Genomic DNA, 17276 nt, shown 5'->3' with positions numbered 1-17276 from the left:
ACGGCGGCGGCCAGGTACCGTCGTGCTTTACCGCCGCTGTCCGCACGGTCGGCGGCCGACCCCCCGCCGACGGCGGGGGCCCGATCCAACCCGGCGCCGGCCGTGGCGACGAGCCCGGCCCGGCCACGGACCTTACGCCAGAGAGATGGTGCGCAGGTGGCTTTGCCCGTCGACCCGGACACGGGCACGGACCCGGACCCGCTGGATCCGGCCGCACCCGGGGCCACCTCCGGCGCGTCCGGGCCGTCGCCCCGCGAGCAACCCGCCACGCAGCACGAGGCGCAGCCCGTCGCCCGGGCGGGCCGGTGGGCCCGGCTGCGGGCCAGGGTCCGGGTCGGCTGGCGCCGCAGCGCGCTGGCGGCTGGTGCCGGGCTGGCGCTGGCCGCCGCCTTCCCGCCCTACGGGTTCTGGCCGCTGTCGATCGTGGCGGTGGCGGCGCTGTCGCTGCTCACCCGCGGCCGCAGCGTCCGGCAGGGCGCCTGGACCGGCTTCGCGTTCGGCTTCCCGTTCTTCCTCTGGCTGCTGGTCTGGATGCAGGTGGTCGGCTACGACGCCTGGGTCGGGCTCTCGCTCGCCGAGGCGGGCTTCCTCTGGGTCCTGGGCGGCGCCCTGGCGCTGACCTCGCGGCTGCCCGGCTGGCCGCTCTGGGGGGCCTGCCTCTGGGTGACCGAGGAGTGGGCCCGTGACCGGCTGCCGTTCGGCGGCTTCCCGTGGGGCCGGCTGGCGTTCGCCAACACCTCGAGCCCGTACACTCCGCTGGCCGCGCTGGGCGGCGCGGTGCTGGTCACCTTCGCCGTCGCGCTGACCGGCACCCTGCTGGCCTACCTCGCGCTGCCGGTGGCCCGCCGGGTGCGGGCCCGTCGCGCGGGCAGCGCGCCGGTCCGCCTGACGCCGCGCCGGGTGCTGCTGCCGGCCGCGGCCGGCACGCTGGCCGTGCTGACCGCGGTGAGCGGTTTCGCGGTCCCCGTTCCCACCGGCGGGCAGCGTGCCGGCGGCCCGGCGGACGTCCGGGTGGCGCTGGTCCAGGGCAACGTGCCGCACCCCGGGATGGACTTCCTGGGCCGCCCGATGCAGGTGCTGGACAACCACGCCAACGAAACCGAGAAGCTGGCCGGGGAGATCGCCGCCGGCCAGGTGCCCAAGCCCCAGCTGGTGATCTGGCCGGAGAACGCCTCCGACACCGATCCCTACGGCGATCCGATCACCTACGAGACGATCATGGAGGCGGTCCGCTCGGTCGGCGTGCCCACCCTGGTCGGCGCCCTGGTCGACGGCCCGGACGCGCAGCACGTGCAGAACGAGGGCATCGTCTGGGACCCGATCAGCGGCCCCGGCGCCCACTACACCAAGCAGCACCCGGTGCCGTTCGGCGAGTACGTGCCGTTCCGCTCGGTGCTGATGAAGGTGATCACCCGGCTGCAGCGGGTGGCCCGCGACTTCTACCCGGGCAAGGGCACCGGGGTGCTCCAGCTCGGCCCGGCCCGGATCGGCGACGTGATCTGCTTCGAGGTCGCCTACGACGAGATCGTCCGTGACACCGTCGACGACGGCGGCCGGGTGCTCGTCGTGCAGACCAACAACGCGACCTACGCCGAGAGCGGCCAGCCCGACCAGCAGTTGGCGATGTCCCGGCTGCGCGCGGTCGAGCACGGGCGGGCGGTGCTGATCGCCGCGACCAGCGGGATCAGCGCGGTGATCCGCCCGGACGGCACGGTCGAGAGCCGCACCGGCGAGCTGACCGCCGCCACCCTGAGTGCGGACGTGCCGCTGCGCGACAGCAGGACGCTGGCCGACCGGGTGGGCGCCGCGCCGGAGTGGGCGATCTCCGTCCTCGGTCTGCTGACCTGCGCGGCCGCGGTGCTGGTGGAGCGGCGCCGGCGGCGCGCAGGCGGTCCGGGCCCGGGCGCGCCGGCCGGAACACCGGCGGACGCCGAACCGTTGTCCGTTTCGTGACACAGCACGCGTACCCCGCCCGGGCCGGCCGCTTCGAGCGGCTGCGCCGCTTCGTTCCGCTCCTCCTCGCCGCCTGGCTGGTGTTGGAGATCTGGGTGCTGATCCAGGTCGCCTCGGTGACCGGCTGGTTGCTGGTGCTGCTCCTGCTGCTGGCCGGGCTGGTGGTCGGGTTCCGGCTGATCCGGGCGGCCGGGCTGGACGCGCTGCGCGCCGCCACCATGGGCACCCCGTTCGAGCAGGAGACCGCCGCGGCGACCGGGGGCAGGCCGCCGACCGGGCATGCCGGGCTGACCGCGCTGGCCGGACTCTTCCTCGCGCTGCCCGGGTTCATCTCCGACGCGCTCGGGCTGACCATGCTCTTCCCGCCGACCCGGGCGCTGTGGCGGGCGGCCGGGCGCACCCTGGCCCGCCGCGCGACGCGCACGGCCGGGGTCGGCGACCCGCTGGCCGACGCGTTCCGGCTGCAGGAGCAGATGCGGATCCACCGGCCGGACGGCAAGGTCGTGCAGGGCGAGGTGGTCGACCCGGACGAGCCCGGCTCGACCCGTCCTCCGCAGGACGACCAGCCGCGCCCGCCGCTCGGGCACTGAGCCGCCTCGGCCACCGGGCCGCCCGCTGTCGGTGGGCGGCCCGTTCGTTGAAGCGCCGGACCCGCAAAAACGCCTGGGGCCCCGATCCACCTGGATCGGGGCCCCAGCTTGTCGCTCGGTCAGGCGCTCTTGCGGGTGTCCCGCGGGTGCACCGCGAGGTTCATCCCGCCGGAACGAAGGACGGCCAGCCGCTCGGCCAGCACCTCCTCCAGCTCCTCACGGGTCCGGCGCTCCATCAGCATGTCCCAATGGGTCCGGGTCGGCTTGATCTTCTTCTCTTCCGGCTCGTCACCGTCGAGCAGGACGGCCTCGGTGCCGCAGAAACGGCACTCCCACACCGAGGGAATCTCCGCCTCGACGGAGAAGGGCACCTCGAACCGGTGTCCGTTCTGACATGCGTACTCGACGGTCTGGCGCGGGGCCAGATCAATGCCACGGTCGGTCTCGTAGCTAGTGGCGCCGAGTCGCGTGCCTCGGAGAGCTCGCTCGCTCATGAATCGTGCCTCCAGGGCTTATGGCCCACAGGACTAGTTGGGGTCGCTGTCTTCGTCGATCGGTCAACGCTTGGCTTCCGACGAAGATTCCCGTCCGGGGACATGCGTCGTCTGTCGTGCCGCCCCTGTTTGTACCCATCTCCGTCCGATTTGTCACATCTGGACAGGGATATCACCCTGAGTGTCACGAATTTCGCACCCAGTGACCGAATCCCTTTCCGGTGGCACTGTCCGCTCCCCCCCGGGTGGAGCGGAGCGGGCGGCCGACGGTGGAGAGTACTGGCGTCGCACCGAATTGGCCATTCGTACAGCTCAGGCTCACGGCCCGACGACGGCGCCCGGGTCAGCGCGCCTTGCCCAGTTCCACCCGGGAGGCGCCGGCCGGCTGCTGCGGTTCGGCGGCGGGTTGCTGCGGCGGGTGCGCCGGCATCGGCGGGGCGGCCGCCTCGGTCCGGGTGTCGCGGTGCGGGAGCAGCGCGATCACCGCCTCCCGCAGCCGGGCCGGGGCCCCGTCGTCCAGCGGGTCCACGGTGGCGGGCACCTGGAGCCGGCCGGGCGCCTGGTTGCCGATCCGGGCGAAGCCGCGGCCGGGCGGGGTGTGCGCGGCCGGCACCAGGTCCACCGGGACGCCGAGCGCGCGGTGCAGCTCCTGCGGGCGGTGGGCACCGAGCACCACCCGGGCCCGGGTGGTGGCGTGCACGGTGGGTGAGAGCCGGTCGGCGGCCTCCAGCGACTCGGCCAGCACCACGGTCACCCGGGCCGCCCGGCCCTGGCGCAGCGGCAGCTCCAGCAGGTCCTGCGGGTCCGGGCGGCCCTCGGCCTGGGCCAGCTCGCTCAGCTCGGTGGGGTGGTCGAGCAGCAGCCAGAGCGGGCGGGTGGCGTCGGCGGGTGCGGGCTCGCCGCGGTAGCGGGCGGCGTTCAGTGCGGCCAGCCGGCGCTCGGTCTCCTGGGCGGCCCAGTCGAGCGCGGCCAGGGCGCCGTGCAGGCTGGTCTCCACCGTGTGCACACCGGGGCGGTTGACCAGGCAGGCGTGCTCGCCGGTGCCGGCGCCGTCGATCACCAGCAGGTCGCCGTGGGCCAGCGCCTGCAGGGCGATGGTGCGCAGCAGGGTGGAGGTGCCGGAACCGGCGCCGCCCAGCGCCAGCAGGTGCGGCTCGGCCGAGCGCGGGCCGGTGCGCCAGATCACCGGGGGCTGGTGGCCGGGGCCGCCGGGCCGCTCCACCGGGATCATCCGCTGCACGGTCTGCGGGTCGGTGAAGCCGAGCACGATCTCGCCTGGTGCGGTGACCCAGGTCTGCGCCGGCACGTCCTGCGGCAGCGGCGCCAGCGCGGTGACCTGCAGGCGGTTGCACTCCTGGTCCCAGTCGAAGCGGTACTCCCGGGCCCGGCCCGCCTTGCCCTGCACCACCTGCTCGATGCGGGCCCGGGCAGCGGGCTCGGTGTCGGTGAAGTAGGCGGGGTAGCCGATCTCCAGGGTGGCCAGGCGGCCCTCGGCGTCGAAGCTCCAGCCGGCGAAGACGTCCTGGTAGCGGCCGTCGGCCCGGTAGGGCGGGCACGGGTCGTCGGGGCCGGCCAGGTAGGGGGTGAGGGCGGCGTACAGCGCGGGCAGCTTGACGTCGGCGGGGTCGGGTGCGGGCTCCGGCGGGGCCTTGGGGTCGCGCCCCTTCCAGGCGGCGCTGCCGACCAGGGCGAGCACGGCGAACAGCGGGCCGTGCGGCAACAGGAGGACGCCCACCGCGCCGGCCACGGCGAGCAGCAGGGTCGGGCCGCGCCGCTCCCTGGGGGTGGCCTGCCAGCGGGCCCTGGTCCAGCCGGCGTGCCGGCGCAGGCCGCGGGCGATCAGGGTGAGCGGGGCGAACATGTCGGCGGCGTGGTCGCCGGCGGTGCGGGCGAGGTCGCGGCCGCGGGTGAAGTGGCGGGTGAGAGACATGGTCCTGGACTCCCCGGGCGGGTCGGGACGGGTGCGGGGGCCGGGCGGCCGGTGGGGGAGTGGCCGCGGTGGCGGGGCGCCGGGTCGGGCGGGCGCGGGGGCGCGGGGTGGACGGCGGCGGCCCGGGGCGGTGGGTCCGCGTCCGGGCCGCCGGCCCCGCGGCGCGGTCAGAACTTGATGCCGCCGATCAGGTTGGCCAGGCTCGCGCCACCGGCCTGGATGCTGGGCGCGATCGCGGTGCCGGCCAGGTAGAAGCCGAAGAGGGCGCAGACCACGGCGTGCGAGACCTTGAGCCCGTCCCGCCGGAAGAAGAGGAACGCGATGGTGCCGAACAGGACGATGCCGGAGATGGACAGGATCACGGGGACTGCTCCTCGGTGAGGCGGGACAGGGTGCCACTGCCGGGGGATGGCAGCGACGGGGTGGTCCGCGAGGCCATACGGGGACAGTGTCACGGAGAGTGCCATCATCCTGACAAATAGTCATAGATGACGGAACGGAGCAAATGGGTGGTCTTCGGCCGAAGCCGCAGGCCGGAGGTGGGAACGCAGGTTCGGACGGCCCGTCGGGACGGGTCCGACGGGCGGATTTCCCGGACTTTCGCGGGGGTGGGCGCGCGACCGGAGCGGGTTGCGGGCGACGCGCCGAGTTCGCTCGAACGGAGGAGCGTCCGCGGGGCGGTGGGTGTCGTGCGGCGGGGGCGGACGACGGACGCCGCGGCCGGATCGCGGACGGTTGTTGGCCGCGAAGATCACGGGCCACTACCGTTCCGGGTGGCCGACCGCGAAGCCGTGCCCCGCCGGACCGGGCGGGCACCCGACTGGAAGGGGGCCTGCATGGCCAGTCCCACCAACCCCGCCGACTCCGCCGACGAACCGCTGTCCGCCGGGCAGGAGCCCGTCGACGCCGAGCTGATCGAGCTGGCCGGGCGGATCTTCGACGCCGCCCGGGGCGGTGACACCGAGGCGCTGGGGGCCTTCCTGACGGCCGGTGCGCCGGCCGACCTGACCAACGACCGCGGTGACACGCTGCTGATGCTCGCCGCCTACCACGGTCATGCGGCGGCGGTGCGGCTGCTGCTGGAGCGCGGCGCGGACCCGAACCGGGTCAACGACCGCGGCCAGAGCCCGCTGGCCGGGACCGTCTTCAAGGGGGCCGACGAGGCGCTGGCGGCGCTGCTCGCGGGCGGCGCCGACCCGCACGCCGGCACCCCGTCGGCCTACGAGACGGCGCAGATGTTCGGCAAGGCGGAGCTACTGGCCCGTTTCGACGGGGTTTTGTAGCAGTTGAAAAGTAGAATCATCGGATGATGGGTTAGGTCGTACCGGGCCGTATCGTGGCGGTCATGGAGCTGCAGATCACCGGATACGACCACCCCGATGCCGAGAAGCTGACCGCCGAGGTGCAGCAGGAGTACGTCCGCCGCTACGGCGCGGTGGACCTCACCGAGATGCGGGCCGAGCACTTCGCCGCCCCGCACGGCACCTTCGTGGTCGGCTACCTGGACGGCGCCCCGGTGGCCTGCGGCGGCTGGCGGGCCAAGGATGCCGGCCAGTCCTTCCTGCGCGACGGCGACGCCGAGCTGAAGCGGATGTTCGTCGTGCCGTCGGCCCGCGGGCGCGGCCTGGCCCGCACCATGCTGCGCCACCTGGAGGAACTGGCCGCCGCGGCCGGGCGGCGACGGGTGGTGCTGGAGACCGGGACCGAGCAGCCCGAGGCGGTGGCGCTCTACGAGTCCGAGGGCTACCGGCCGATCACCAAGTTCGGCATCTACCGGGACGCACCCGAGTGCATCTGCCTGGGCAAGGACCTGGCCGCGGGCTGACCCGGGCAGGGGGCACGGGAGCGCCCGGGGGTGTGAATTCCGGCCGTGCTGCCCGCCGATCGGCCGGTTACTTGACTGGTGCCGGTGAATTCTCCGTACTCCGCCCGTGGGGTCGTGACACCGAGTGGCGGATTACCCGCGAATAGCACGTCGGGGCTGGGTTAGCGTCGTCCCCGCCTCGTCCTGCGGGCGCTTCCGGAAAACCGGTGGCGCCCGCCCCTGCCCAACGCTATTCACCGGGAGACACCGTGCACGACAATTGCCAGCCGGAAAGCAGTGCGGCCGCCGCCGACGGAGTCCAGCTCGCCGTGAACGCGCTCGCCGAATTCCCCCTCCGCGGTGGTGCCGGAAACATGGCAGGCCGCATCGCGGCGGTCGCCGACCTGTGCCGGGCGGTGGACACGGCGCTGGACGTGCTGGTGGTGCGGGTGGCGGCCGAGGCCGCCGAGGAGGGGTGGACCACCGACCTGATGCGCGAGGCCAGCGCCGGCTACCACGCCCGCCTGCAGCAGGCGCTGGCCGGTCCGCGCCGCCCGCTCGACGCCGCCGTCCCGGCCCGCGGCTGAGGGGGCACCGATGACCAGCAACCGCAACGCCCACGTGCTGCGCTGCCCCACCCGCTGGGCCGACGTCGACCAGAACGGCCACATCAACAACGCCCGCCTGGTCGGCTACATCCAGGAGGGAATCTACGACCTGTTCCACCACCACGCGCACGCGGTGCGGGAATCGCTGTTTTCGGCCGGATTCCTGATCGCCCGGCACGAGATCGATTATCTGGAACAGTTGCACCACGAGCCGGACCCGCTGCTGGTGCGGCTCACGGTGGAACGGCTCGGCCGCAGTTCCGCACACGTCCGGGTGGACGTGTGCCGCGAGCCGTTCACCTACATGACCGCACGCACCGTGGTGGTGGCCCGGGACCGGATCTCCGGGCGGTCGCGCAAGCTCAGCCAGTCGGAGCGCAGCTTCCTCTCCGACTTCATGGCGGTCCCGCCGTCGCCGGTGGCCGCCGGCCCGGCCACGCCCTCGGTGATGGCCCGCAGCAAGCCGCTGGCGAGCCGCTCGATGGCGGCGCGACCGCTCGGCCTGGTCTACGGCTCGAGCGTGCTGGCCCGCAAGGTGCCGGCGCCCGCCCGACCGGTGACCCGGGCGCTCTGCCGGGTCTGAGGCGCCGGACCGGCCGCGCGCCGGTGCCGTGGGTGCGGGGGCGGTCCCGCACCCGACGGCGCCCCCGCACCCGACGGCGGCGCTCAGCCGAGCACGGCCTGCGCGTCGATCTCCACCAGCATCGCCTGGTGCGGCAGCTCGACGAAGACCGTGGTCCGGCACGGCCGCACCTCGCCGGGCGCCAGGTTCTCCGCCAGGAACTGCGCGTAGGCCTCGTTCATCGCGGGGAAGAACGCGCGCTCGGTCAGGTAGACCCGGAACATCACCACGTCCGCCACGCTCGCGCCGCCGGCGGTGAGCACCGCCTTGACGTTCTCCGGGGTGCGGCGGGTCTGCGCCTTGACGTCGCCGCGGTGGAGGTAGGCGCCGGTCGCCGGGTCCTGCGGGCCCTGCCCGGAGACCTGCAGGATCGGGCCCTTGCGGACGCCCTGCGAGAAGCCCCAGGCCGGGGCCGGGGCGTGCGGGGTGCGGATCTCGGTCTTCTCGGTCATCCGGGGTGGGCCTCTCGGGTGGTGGGTGGTGGCCGGAGCGGCTGCCGGCCGGGGTGGCTGGTGCCGGGGTCAGGGCGCGCCGCAGTCGGCGGAGACCGTCGCGGCGGCCGCGAGCAGCCGGGGCAGCAGCGCCAGCACCTGCTCGTGGCGCAGCACCAGGTCGGGGGCCGAGAGCGAGACGGCGGCGACCACCCGCCCGGTGGCGTCCCGGACCGGTGCGGCCACGCAGTTCACGAAGGACTCGTGCTCGCCGCGGTCCTGCGCCCACCCCTGTTCGGCCACCGTGTCCAGCTCCGCCAGCAGGGCCTGCGGGGTGGTCAGGGTGCGTGCGGTGAACGGCGTGAACTCCACCGTGCCGACCAGTCGCCGGCGCTCGGTCGGCGGCAGGCCGGCGAGCAGCACCTTGGAGACCGCCGCGCAGTGCAGCGGGACCGGCAGGCCGATCCGGGAGTACATCCGCACCGGCTGGCGGGACTCGTACTTGTCCACGTAGACCACCTCGCCGCCCTCCAGCGCGGCCAGGTGCACGGTCTGCCCGGTGGCGGCGTTCAGTTCGGCGAGGTGCGGGGCGGCGATCCGGCGCACCGGGCGCTGCTCCAGGGCCCGGCCGGCCAGCGCGAAGAGGCCGGCGCCCAGGTGGTAGCGGTGGGCGGGGTCGCGGTGCACCAGGCGGGCCTGCTCCAGGCTCCGCAGCAGCCGCAGTGCGGTGCTCTTGTGCACCCCGAGCAGCGTGGCCAGCTGCTCCAGCGAGCGCTCGCCCTCGGCGAGTTCGGCGAGCAGCGCGAGCGCGCGGTCCACGGTCTGGCTCATCGGACCGGGCCCACCTCCCCAGCTTCCTCGGTCGACCGCCGTCATTGACCGGCGTCTGTGGGCATGTTAGAACGGCCGCAACAACATCCGCAAAGATCGTTGCACCATGCGCAACGGGCCAGGTCGAGTGGGGTGACGGAGTCGTGGCAGAGCCGGCGATCGACCGGGCGAAGGTGGCGGCACTCGCCGAGGAGCGGCTGGACTGGCGGTTCAAGGCCGTCCCGCCGGCCGCCTGGGGCCTGACGGTGCGCGAGTACCTGGCCACCGGCCCCACCCTCGACCGGCTCGCCACCCCGCTGCTCACCCTGGACGCCGGCGCCCTGGCGCACAACCTCGGCACCATGGCGGCCTGGTGCGCCAAGGCCGGGGTGGCGCTCGCCCCGCACGGCAAGACCACCATGGCCCCGGCCCTCTGGCAGGCCCAACTCGACGCCGGTGCCTACGGGATCACCCTGGCCAACCTGCCCCAGCTGCACGTCGCCCGGGCCTTCGGGGTGCGCGAGGTGCTGCTCGCCAACTCGCTGCTCGACCCCGGCGGACTCGCCTGGCTCGCCGGGGAGTTGGACCGCGACCCGGAGTTCCGGTTCAGCTGCTGGGTGGACTCGGTGGCCGCGGTCGAGCTGATGGACCGGGCGCTGCGGGCGGCCGGTGCCGGGCGGCCGGTGGAGGTGCTGGTCGAGCTCGGCGGCCCCGGTGGCCGCACCGGCGCGCGGGACGTGTCGAGCGCGCGGGCGGTGGCCGAGGCGGTGGCCGCCGCGCCGACCCTGCGGCTGGCCGGCCTGGGCGGCTACGAGGCGGCGCTGGCCCGGGACGCGAGCCCGGAGGGGCTGTCGGCGGTCGAGTCGTACCTGGCCGGGCTGGTCGAGCTGTACTTCATGCTCTCCGCGGCCGACCTGTTCACCCCGGGGGAGCGGGTGCTGGTGAGCGCCGGCGGCAGCGCCTACTTCGACCAGGTGGCCCGGGCGCTGGCGCCGCTCGGCGGTCAGGACACCACCGTGGTGCTCCGCTCGGGCGCCTACCTGGCGCACGACGACGGCTTCTACCGCGGCATCTCCCCGTTGGTGCGTGCCACGGACGAGGAGCCGCTGCGGGCCGCGCTGCACGGCTGGGCCCGGGTGCTCTCGCAGCCCGAGCCGGGCCTGGCGCTGCTCGACGGCGGCAAGCGCGACTTCCCCCACGACCTCGGCCTCCCCGAGCCGCAGTTGGCCGGTCGTCACCTGTCGGGCCCGGAACTTGGCGGCCCGGCCCGGCCGTTGACCGGGAGCATCACGGCCCTCAACGACCAGCACGCCTTCCTGCGGGACAGCGACGTGGCGGTCGGCGAGGTGGTCCGGCTCGGGGTCTCGCACCCCTGCACCGCCTTCGACAAGTGGACGTTGATCCCGGTGCTGGACGACGTCACCGCCGACCGGCCCCGGGTGGTCGACCTGGTGCGGACCTTCTTCTGACGACCGACCGGCGGCTGCGATGAGCACTCGGTTACTGTTCCGCGGCGCCACCGTGGTGGACGGCACCGGGGCCGACCGGTTCCGCGCCGACGTGCTGGTCAGCGACGGCCGGATCGCCGAACTGGGCGACGGTCTGACGGCACCTCAGGTGATCGACGCGGACGGCCTGGTGCTGGCTCCGGGGTTCATCGACATGCACAGCCACTCCGACCTGCGGCTGCTGGTCGAGCCCGAGCACCCCTCCCGGGTCACCCAGGGCGTCACCTGCGAGGTGCTCGGCCAGGACGGGCTCTCCTACGCCCCGGTGGATGAGCGGACGCTGCCCGCGCTGCGCCGCCAGCTGGCCGGCTGGAACGGGGACCCGGCGGACTTCGACTGGAACTGGCGGACCGTCGGCCAGTACCTGGACCGGCTGGACGCCCAGGGCCTGGCGGTCAACGCCTGCTACCTGGTGCCGCACGGCACCCTGCGGACGCTGGTGCTCGGCTGGCAGCGGCGGGCGCCGGGCGCGGCCGAACTCGACCGGATGCGCGAGCTGTTGGCCCAGGGGCTGGCCGAGGGCGCGGTGGGGCTGTCCAGCGGGCTCAGCTACCCGCCGGGGATGTACGCCGACACCGCCGAACTGACCGCGCTCTGCGCGGTGGTGGCCGCGCACGGCGGCTACCACTCGCCGCACCAGCGCTCCTACGGCGCCGGCGCGCTGGCCGGCTACGCCGAGATGGTGGAGATCTCCCGCCGCTCCGGCTGCCCGCTGCACCTGGCGCACGCCACCATGAACTTCGCGGCGAACGCCGGCCGGGCCGGGGAGCTGCTGGCGCTGCTGGACGAGGCCACCGCGGCCGGCCTGGACGTCACCCTGGACAGCTACCCCTACCTGCCCGGCTCCACCAGCCTGGCCGCGCTGCTGCCGAGTTGGGCCGCCGAGGGCGGACCGGCGGCGACCCTGGCCCGGCTGGCCGACCCGGCGGCCCGGGAGCGGATCCGGGCGGCCCTGGAGGAGGAGGGCAGCGACGGCTGCCACGGGGTGGTGGTCGACTGGACCACCGTGCAGGTCTCCGGGGTGCGCTCGGCCGAGCTGGCCGGGGCGGTCGGGCGGACGGTCGCCGAGCTGGCGGCCGGACGCGGGCTGACCGGCACCGAGTACTGCTTCGAGCTGCTGCGCGCCGACGAGCTGGGGACCACCATCCTGCAGCACGTCGGTCACGAGGAGAACGTCCGGGCGATCATGCGGCACCCCGCGCACACCGCGGGCAGCGACGGCCTGCTGGTCGGCGCCCGGCCGCACCCGCGGGCCTGGGGCACCTTCGCCCGCTACCTCGGCCACTACGGCCGCGACCTGGGGATCCTGACACTGGAGGGGGCGGTGGCCCGGATGACCGGTCGCCCGGCCCGCCGGCTGCGGCTGCACCGGCGCGGGCTGGTCCGCCCGGGCCACCACGCCGACCTGGTGCTCTTCGACCCGGCGGCGGTGGCCGACCGGGCCACCTTCGAGCAGCCGCGCCGGGCGGCGGCCGGCATCCACCACGTGTACGTCAACGGCACCGCGGTGCTCCGCGACGCCCGCCCCACCGGCGCGCTGCCGGGGCGGGCGCTGCGGCGCACCGCCGCCGGCCGGGTCGGCTGACCGACCCGGCCTGGCCCGGCCGCGGCCGGCTCGGATCCGGGCAGCTCGGATCCGGGCAGCTCGGATCCAGGCAGGTCAGATCCGGGCCAGGAAGGTGTCGGCGATCACCTGGTACCCGGTGTCGTTGGCGTGGATGTCGCCGCGCGCCATGTTGGTCCAGGTCATGATCCGGGCCACGTCCAGCGGCACCTGCTGCCCGTCCAGCGGGACCAGCGGCAGCAGGCTGTTGGTGTCGAAGGCCCCCGCCACGTCCACCGTGGGGACCCCGTACCGGGCGTCGGTGAGCCCGATGGTCGCGTTGAGCATGTCGGCCAGCGGCACCGAGAGGCCGGCCAGCAGCCTGCCCTGCGAGCCGGTCAGCCAGTCGGCCAGGACCGGGTCGTAGAGGTTCATGGCGAGGAAGCGGGTGTGCGGGCCGGCCGCCGCCTTGAGCTTGCTCAGGATGGTGCCGGTGTCCTTGCCGACCGCCGCCACGCCCTGCAGGGCGCAGCCGAAGTCGACGCTCTGCGCGGTGGCGCAGCCGTCCACGTCGTTGGCGCCGATGTCCAGGGTGACCAGCACGTCGTCGCCGCGGTGGGCCTTCAGGTAGGCGACGGCGGCGTCCAGTTGGGCGCCGGCGTAGGGGTGCGGGAACGGGCAGCCGCCGTTGATCATGGACCCGGTGGTCTCGCCCGGGCAGCCGAGGTCGGTGAAGGAGAACGGGTGGCCGGACCGCTGCGCCCGCCCGCCCAGCGTGTGCGCGAGGTCCTGGGCGTAGCCGTGGCCCACCTCGAAGCCGCCGCCCGGCAGCGTCTGGTAACCGGCCGCCAGGGAGTCGCCGAGCGCGAGGTAGTCACGGGTGCTCGGATGCCCGGACGGGGCGGCGGCGGAGGCGGGGCCGGCGGCCAGCCCGAGCAGGGCGGTGCCGAGCAGGCCGGCGCAGGCGGCCGCGCGCAGGCGGCGGAGACGCGTTCTCATGGACCCTCCCGAGGCGATCCGGCGCGGCCCGGGTGGCGGCGCGCGGATCGGATCCGGCGAGGCTACTGCCTGGTACCGGTACGGGTAAGGGGTCGGGACGGACCGAGTTCCGGGACGTGGTTCTCCGGACGTGGTGCTCCGGAAGCGGTTCGCCGGGGGTGGTTCCGCGGGCCCGGTTCCGGGGGAACGCCGAATGCCGATTGCGCCCGGCACAATCGGCATTCGGGGTATTCCGAGGAATCGGTCAGGGAATCGTGACCAGCCCCAGCGCCAGCAGGTCGGCCAGCGGCTCGGCGATGCTGCAGGTGCCGAATCCGGTGAACGCCGCCCGGGCCGCCCGCACCTGCGCCACGCTCAGGTCGGTGAGGTTCTCGGCCAGCACCTCGCCGTCCCGCTCGCGCAGCAGCGCGGCCAGCTCGCCGTGCTCGGCGCCGTCCAGCGCCGCGTGGGTGGCCAGCAGCACGTTGAGGAAGCCGTGGTGGGCGAAGCCGGTGGCCTCGTCGTCGTGCCGCAGCGCGTGGTGCAGGCCGGCGGTGCACTTGAAGGAGAGCCGGCGGTAGACCGCGGCGTAGAGGAAGGAGGCCAGCTCCAGCTCGCCGGGGAAGGCCTCGGCCACCGTGCCGCCGGTGCGGAACTTGGCCCGGTAGGGGCCTCCCTCCAGCGCGTCCAGCGCGAGCAGCAGCTCGGGGCCGCGGGCCACCTCGATCGCGGCGGTCACCTCCGGCGCGTACCGGGGCAGCAGCTCGTCCAGGGCCGCGCGCACCGTGCGCACCCCGTCGGCGGCGTGCTCGGTGCGGTCGGCCACCACCTCCAGGCCGGCCAGTCGCAGCCGCGGGTCGGCGGCCACGGCGCGCAGCGCCGGCTCCAGGCCCGCGCTGCCGTCCGGCACGATCAGGCCGACCGCCAGCTCGCCGTCGTTCGGCTGGCCGTCGTTCAGCCGGCCGGAGAGCGCGGTGATCCGGCCGGCGCCGCAGAGGAAGGGGCCGACCAGGTCCGCGTACCAGGCGGTGCGGTGCGCCAGGTGGGCGGGGACGGCCTGGGGCAGCGGCAGGTCGCCGGGCGGGAAGATCGCCGCGTCGTCGCAGAGGCCGGCGAAGAGCGGGGGGATCACGCTCTGCGGAGCCTGAGGTGACTGAGGGATCGTCATCGGTGGGTCGTCCTTCGGGGTCGTGGCGGGGCACGGCGATGTGCCCCTCGGGCCCGAGCCTGCCGCAGCCCGGCCAGCGGGGCAAGGGGGTCCGGTGAGCGGTGGGTGACACGCGCCGAACGGGTGCAAATGCGCCGCCCGCACGCGCGGAAGCGGTAGCTCTATGCGCGGACGCGCACCGTTACCGGTTGCGCGAAACTCGTCACTGGAGGTAGTCATGCGGGTCCCCGCCGCCCTCGTCCGGGTCCGTCCGCGCGCCGCCGCTCTGCTCGCCGCCGCCGTGCTGGGGGTGCTCGGCACCGCCGTCGCGGCCCCGGCAGCCGCCGCCGGCACGGACGCGGTGACCATCGACCCGGTCGGCACGGTGGCCGCGGACGGCACCGTGACCCTGACCGGCAGCTACCACTGCGACTACCCGGGCGCGGTCTTCCTCAGCCCGAACCTGCGGGTGGGGGACCGCTCGGAGAACATCGGTAACAGCCTGCGGGCGACCTGTGACGGTCAGCAGCACGCCTGGCGGGCGCAGGCCCAGCCCTACCAGTGGGTCGTCCAACCCGGCCCGGCCGAGGCGGACGCTTCTTTGGTGCATCTGACAGAGGGGCCGCTGGTGCCGATGCCGGAATTCCTCGCCCGCGGGCAGCAGGCGATCATGCTGCAGTCGACGGCCGACTGAGCCGGCCGACCGAGGATCTGACGGTTCGTCAAGTACTCCCGGGGGTAGGCCCGGTGCTGCGCCCCCGCGATCAGGGGGGTGTGGAATGGGCGCCCCCGGTTGTGCATCGTCATACCGCAAGAATGATGAATATGAGGGCGGACGCCGAGAATAATGCAGCGCTCGGCGAGAAGGCTCAAATGAAGCTCAAATGTTGGTATGACTTTCTCGGGAGGTAAGTGGTCAACTGCCTTGATGCGACTGACAGGCAGTGATCGCCCGAGGTCCGGGCGGTGCGGGCGGCTGGTGTGATCGACCGAATTTCAAAGCTAAAGAAGGCGCGCGAGATCGCGTGAACGTAACTATTCGGCTCAGGGGTCTTTGCAGATCCTTAATGGCCAGCTAGCGTTCACCGCACTCTCACCCGCCATCTTTGAAGAGGGTCCCCACACATGGCAGTTGTTGACAAAATAACGGCGTCCGGCAACGGCTCGGGCGTCAAGCTCCGCCGGGAAATGGGCCTGATCGGCCTGACTTGGGCCTCGGTCGGATCGATCATCGGGTCCGGCTGGCTGCTCGGCGCCAAGAGCGCGGTGACCGTTGCCGGACCGGCGGCGGTCATCTCGTGGGGGATCGGGGCCGTCGCGATCGTGCTGCTCGCGCTGGTCCACGCCGAGCTGGGCGGCATGTTCCCGGTGGCCGGTGGTACCGCGCGGTACCCGCACTACACCTTCGGCGGCCTGGCCGGCATGAGCTTCGGCTGGTTCTCCTGGCTGCAGGCGGCCACCGTGGCGCCGATCGAGGTCGAGGCCATGATCGGTTACTCCAAGGACTGGTCCTGGGCCTCCGGCTTCGAGCACGCCAACGGCACGCTGACCCCCTCCGGCATCGCCGTCTCGGTGCTGCTGATGGCCGTCTTCGTCGCGGTCAACTTCCTCGGCGTGCGGCTGCTCGCCCACACCAACAGCGCCGCCACCTGGTGGAAGGTCTTCATCCCGCTGGCGACGATCTTCATCCTGGCGCTGACCCACTTCCACCCGAGCAACTTCACCTCGCACGGCTTCATGCCGATGGGCGTCAAGGGCATCCTGGGCGCGATCAGCACCAGCGGCATCATCTTCGCGCTGCTCGGCTTCGAGCAGGCGATCCAGCTCTCCGGTGAGAGCAAGAACCCGAAGAAGGACATCCCGCGCGCGGTCATCGGCTCGGTGGTCATCGGCACGGTCATCTACACCCTGCTGCAGATCGTCTACATCGGCGCGCTGCCCGGCTCCACCTTCGTGCACGGCTGGGCCAACCTGGCCTACAAGGGCATCGAGGGTCCGTTCGCGGGTCTGGCCACCATCATCGGCCTGGGCTGGCTGGCCTGGGTGCTGCGGATCGACGCGGTGATCTCCCCGGCCGGTACCGGCCTGATCTACACCACCTCCACCTCCCGCATCTCCTACGGCCTGAGCCGCAACGGCTACACCCCGCGGCTGTTCGAGCGCACCGACTCGCGCGGCGTGCCGTGGTTCGGCCTGATCATGTCCTTCGTCACCGGCGTGATCTGCTTCCTGCCCTTCCCGAGCTGGCAGGCACTGGTCGGCTTCATCACCTCGGCCAGCGTCCTGATGTACGCCGGTGCCCCGCTGGCCTTCGGCGTGCTGCGCCGCCAGCTGCCCGACCGTGAGCGCCCGTACAAGCTGCCGTTCGCGCACATCATCTCGCCGGCGTCCTTCGTGATCGCCAGCCTGATCATCTACTGGTCCGGCTGGGACACCCTGTGGCGGCTCGGTGTCGCGATCATCCTGGGCTACCTGCTGCTCGGCTCCTACGCGGCCTACGCGATCCGCAAGGGCCTGCCGAACGCGCCGCGGCTCAGCTGGAAGTCGGCCCAGTGGCTGCCGGTCTACCTGATCGGCCTGGGCGTCATCTCCTACCTGGGCACCTTCGGCCCCAGCGCCCGCGGCGTGCTCCCGCTCTGGTGGGACATGGCGCTGATCACCGCCTTCTCGCTCGGCATCTACTTCTGGGCCGTCGCGGTGGCGCTGCCGGCCGAGGAGATCCAGCGGAACATCGAGGACGTCGAGGTGGTCGACGAGGGCGGTCACTGACCGTCCGCCCCTGACGGTCCACCCCCGAGGGTCCGTCAACTCCACCGAACCGCGGCGGGTGCGGCTCCGGACGAAGGTCCGGACCGCAC

Annotated in this window: 17 protein-coding genes; 10 read left to right on the top strand and 7 right to left on the bottom strand. The window is 73.7% G+C overall.

Annotated features, from left to right (window positions below; genetic code table 11):
• Positions 1-162: 162 nt before the first annotated feature.
• Together lnt and fxsA are read left to right on the top strand one after the other, a co-directional pair.
• Positions 163-1953 (top strand): apolipoprotein N-acyltransferase, encoded by a 1791-nt coding sequence (lnt, locus tag ACQRUO_RS22830; protein ID WP_428317898.1) that lies wholly within the window; start codon positions 163-165, stop codon positions 1951-1953.
• Complete coding sequence (gene fxsA, locus ACQRUO_RS22825) at positions 1950-2543, top strand: FxsA family membrane protein (protein ID WP_428317880.1); 594 nt, start codon at positions 1950-1952, stop codon at positions 2541-2543. The genes lnt and fxsA overlap by 4 nt, the downstream gene beginning before the upstream one ends.
• Positions 2544-2662: 119 nt before the next feature.
• On the opposite strand, the gene ACQRUO_RS22820 is transcribed toward fxsA, so the two are convergent.
• The 3 genes from ACQRUO_RS22820 to ACQRUO_RS22810 all read right to left on the bottom strand — a co-directional run bounded on the left by ACQRUO_RS22820 (position 2663) and on the right by ACQRUO_RS22810 (position 5329).
• Positions 2663-3037 carry an RNA polymerase-binding protein RbpA gene (locus ACQRUO_RS22820; protein ID WP_230048025.1) on the bottom strand — a complete coding sequence of 125 codons (375 nt, stop codon included), beginning with the start codon at positions 3035-3037 and terminating at the stop codon, positions 2663-2665.
• 343 nt (positions 3038-3380) lie between these two features.
• Positions 3381-4967 carry an FtsK/SpoIIIE domain-containing protein gene (locus tag ACQRUO_RS22815; RefSeq protein ID WP_428317879.1) on the bottom strand — a complete coding sequence of 529 codons (1587 nt, stop codon included), beginning with the start codon at positions 4965-4967 and terminating at the stop codon, positions 3381-3383.
• Between the two features lie 167 nt (positions 4968-5134).
• Complete coding sequence (locus ACQRUO_RS22810) at positions 5135-5329, bottom strand: hypothetical protein (protein WP_428317878.1); 195 nt, start codon at positions 5327-5329, stop codon at positions 5135-5137.
• Positions 5330-5803: 474 nt separating this feature from the next.
• On the opposite strand from ACQRUO_RS22810, the gene ACQRUO_RS22805 reads away from it, so the two are divergent.
• The 4 genes from ACQRUO_RS22805 (at position 5804) to ACQRUO_RS22790 (ending at position 7962) form a co-directional block, all read left to right on the top strand.
• Complete coding sequence (locus ACQRUO_RS22805; RefSeq protein ID WP_428317877.1) at positions 5804-6250, top strand: ankyrin repeat domain-containing protein; 447 nt, start codon at positions 5804-5806, stop codon at positions 6248-6250.
• Positions 6251-6312: 62 nt separating this feature from the next.
• Positions 6313-6792 carry a GNAT family N-acetyltransferase gene (locus ACQRUO_RS22800; RefSeq protein WP_428317876.1) on the top strand — a complete coding sequence of 160 codons (480 nt, stop codon included), beginning with the start codon at positions 6313-6315 and terminating at the stop codon, positions 6790-6792.
• A 353-nt stretch (positions 6793-7145) separates the two neighbouring features.
• The gene (locus ACQRUO_RS22795) at positions 7146-7358 is read left to right on the top strand and encodes a hypothetical protein (protein WP_428317875.1); all 213 of its coding nucleotides are present in this window, start codon (positions 7146-7148) and stop codon (positions 7356-7358) included.
• 10 nt (positions 7359-7368) lie between these two features.
• Complete coding sequence (locus ACQRUO_RS22790; protein WP_428317874.1) at positions 7369-7962, top strand: acyl-CoA thioesterase; 594 nt, start codon at positions 7369-7371, stop codon at positions 7960-7962.
• Between the two features lie 83 nt (positions 7963-8045).
• On the opposite strand, the gene ACQRUO_RS22785 is transcribed toward ACQRUO_RS22790, so the two are convergent.
• The gene (locus tag ACQRUO_RS22785; RefSeq protein WP_428317873.1) at positions 8046-8453 is read right to left on the bottom strand and encodes a RidA family protein; all 408 of its coding nucleotides are present in this window, start codon (positions 8451-8453) and stop codon (positions 8046-8048) included.
• Between the two features lie 69 nt (positions 8454-8522).
• On the bottom strand, positions 8523-9263 hold the full coding sequence (locus tag ACQRUO_RS22780) for an IclR family transcriptional regulator (protein WP_428317872.1): 741 nt from the start codon (positions 9261-9263) through the stop codon (positions 8523-8525).
• Positions 9264-9406: 143 nt separating this feature from the next.
• Between ACQRUO_RS22780 and ACQRUO_RS22775 the strand changes: the two genes are divergently transcribed.
• Both ACQRUO_RS22775 and ACQRUO_RS22770 read left to right on the top strand, forming a co-directional pair.
• Positions 9407-10711 (top strand): amino acid deaminase, encoded by a 1305-nt coding sequence (locus tag ACQRUO_RS22775; RefSeq protein ID WP_428317871.1) that lies wholly within the window; start codon positions 9407-9409, stop codon positions 10709-10711.
• Between the two features lie 19 nt (positions 10712-10730).
• Entirely contained in the window at positions 10731-12335 is a 1605-nt protein-coding gene (locus ACQRUO_RS22770) for an N-acyl-D-amino-acid deacylase family protein (protein WP_428317870.1), read from the top strand.
• A 75-nt stretch (positions 12336-12410) separates the two neighbouring features.
• Here the strand turns inward: ACQRUO_RS22770 and ACQRUO_RS22765 are convergent, their stop codons facing one another.
• Entirely contained in the window at positions 12411-13292 is an 882-nt protein-coding gene (locus ACQRUO_RS22765) for an SGNH/GDSL hydrolase family protein (RefSeq protein ID WP_428317869.1), read from the bottom strand.
• A 244-nt stretch (positions 13293-13536) separates the two neighbouring features.
• Positions 13537-14439 carry a hypothetical protein gene (locus ACQRUO_RS22760; protein WP_428317868.1) on the bottom strand — a complete coding sequence of 301 codons (903 nt, stop codon included), beginning with the start codon at positions 14437-14439 and terminating at the stop codon, positions 13537-13539.
• 217 nt (positions 14440-14656) lie between these two features.
• On the opposite strand from ACQRUO_RS22760, the gene ACQRUO_RS22755 reads away from it, so the two are divergent.
• Positions 14657-15112 (top strand): DUF6299 family protein, encoded by a 456-nt coding sequence (locus ACQRUO_RS22755; protein WP_428317867.1) that lies wholly within the window; start codon positions 14657-14659, stop codon positions 15110-15112.
• A 431-nt stretch (positions 15113-15543) separates the two neighbouring features.
• The gene (locus tag ACQRUO_RS22750; protein WP_428317866.1) at positions 15544-17187 is read left to right on the top strand and encodes an APC family permease; all 1644 of its coding nucleotides are present in this window, start codon (positions 15544-15546) and stop codon (positions 17185-17187) included.
• Positions 17188-17276: the final 89 nt, after the last annotated feature.

Source organism: Kitasatospora sp. LaBMicrA B282 (assembly GCF_050325825.1).
In the GTDB taxonomy this organism is placed as follows: domain Bacteria; phylum Actinomycetota; class Actinomycetes; order Streptomycetales; family Streptomycetaceae; genus Kitasatospora.
The sequence above is the reverse complement of the archived record's forward strand: the minus strand, read 5'-3'. Positions and strand labels throughout refer to the sequence as shown.

What these genes read in the sequence shown, in the direction of transcription:
- ACQRUO_RS22795 (WP_428317875.1), top strand. Translation starts at nt 7,146, where the DNA reads ATGGCAGGCCGCATCGCGGCGGTCGCCGACCTGTGCCGGGCGGTGGAC.
- ACQRUO_RS22820 (WP_230048025.1), bottom strand. Translation starts at nt 3,037, where the DNA reads ATGAGCGAGCGAGCTCTCCGAGGCACGCGACTCGGCGCCACTAGCTAC.
- ACQRUO_RS22750 (WP_428317866.1), top strand. Translation starts at nt 15,544, where the DNA reads ATGGCAGTTGTTGACAAAATAACGGCGTCCGGCAACGGCTCGGGCGTC.
- ACQRUO_RS22800 (WP_428317876.1), top strand. Translation starts at nt 6,313, where the DNA reads ATGGAGCTGCAGATCACCGGATACGACCACCCCGATGCCGAGAAGCTG.
- ACQRUO_RS22755 (WP_428317867.1), top strand. Translation starts at nt 14,657, where the DNA reads ATGCGGGTCCCCGCCGCCCTCGTCCGGGTCCGTCCGCGCGCCGCCGCT.
- ACQRUO_RS22780 (WP_428317872.1), bottom strand. Translation starts at nt 9,263, where the DNA reads ATGAGCCAGACCGTGGACCGCGCGCTCGCGCTGCTCGCCGAACTCGCC.
- ACQRUO_RS22805 (WP_428317877.1), top strand. Translation starts at nt 5,804, where the DNA reads ATGGCCAGTCCCACCAACCCCGCCGACTCCGCCGACGAACCGCTGTCC.
- ACQRUO_RS22765 (WP_428317869.1), bottom strand. Translation starts at nt 13,292, where the DNA reads ATGAGAACGCGTCTCCGCCGCCTGCGCGCGGCCGCCTGCGCCGGCCTG.
- ACQRUO_RS22760 (WP_428317868.1), bottom strand. Translation starts at nt 14,439, where the DNA reads ATGACGATCCCTCAGTCACCTCAGGCTCCGCAGAGCGTGATCCCCCCG.
- ACQRUO_RS22770 (WP_428317870.1), top strand. Translation starts at nt 10,731, where the DNA reads ATGAGCACTCGGTTACTGTTCCGCGGCGCCACCGTGGTGGACGGCACC.
- ACQRUO_RS22790 (WP_428317874.1), top strand. Translation starts at nt 7,369, where the DNA reads ATGACCAGCAACCGCAACGCCCACGTGCTGCGCTGCCCCACCCGCTGG.
- ACQRUO_RS22785 (WP_428317873.1), bottom strand. Translation starts at nt 8,453, where the DNA reads ATGACCGAGAAGACCGAGATCCGCACCCCGCACGCCCCGGCCCCGGCC.
- ACQRUO_RS22815 (WP_428317879.1), bottom strand. Translation starts at nt 4,967, where the DNA reads ATGTCTCTCACCCGCCACTTCACCCGCGGCCGCGACCTCGCCCGCACC.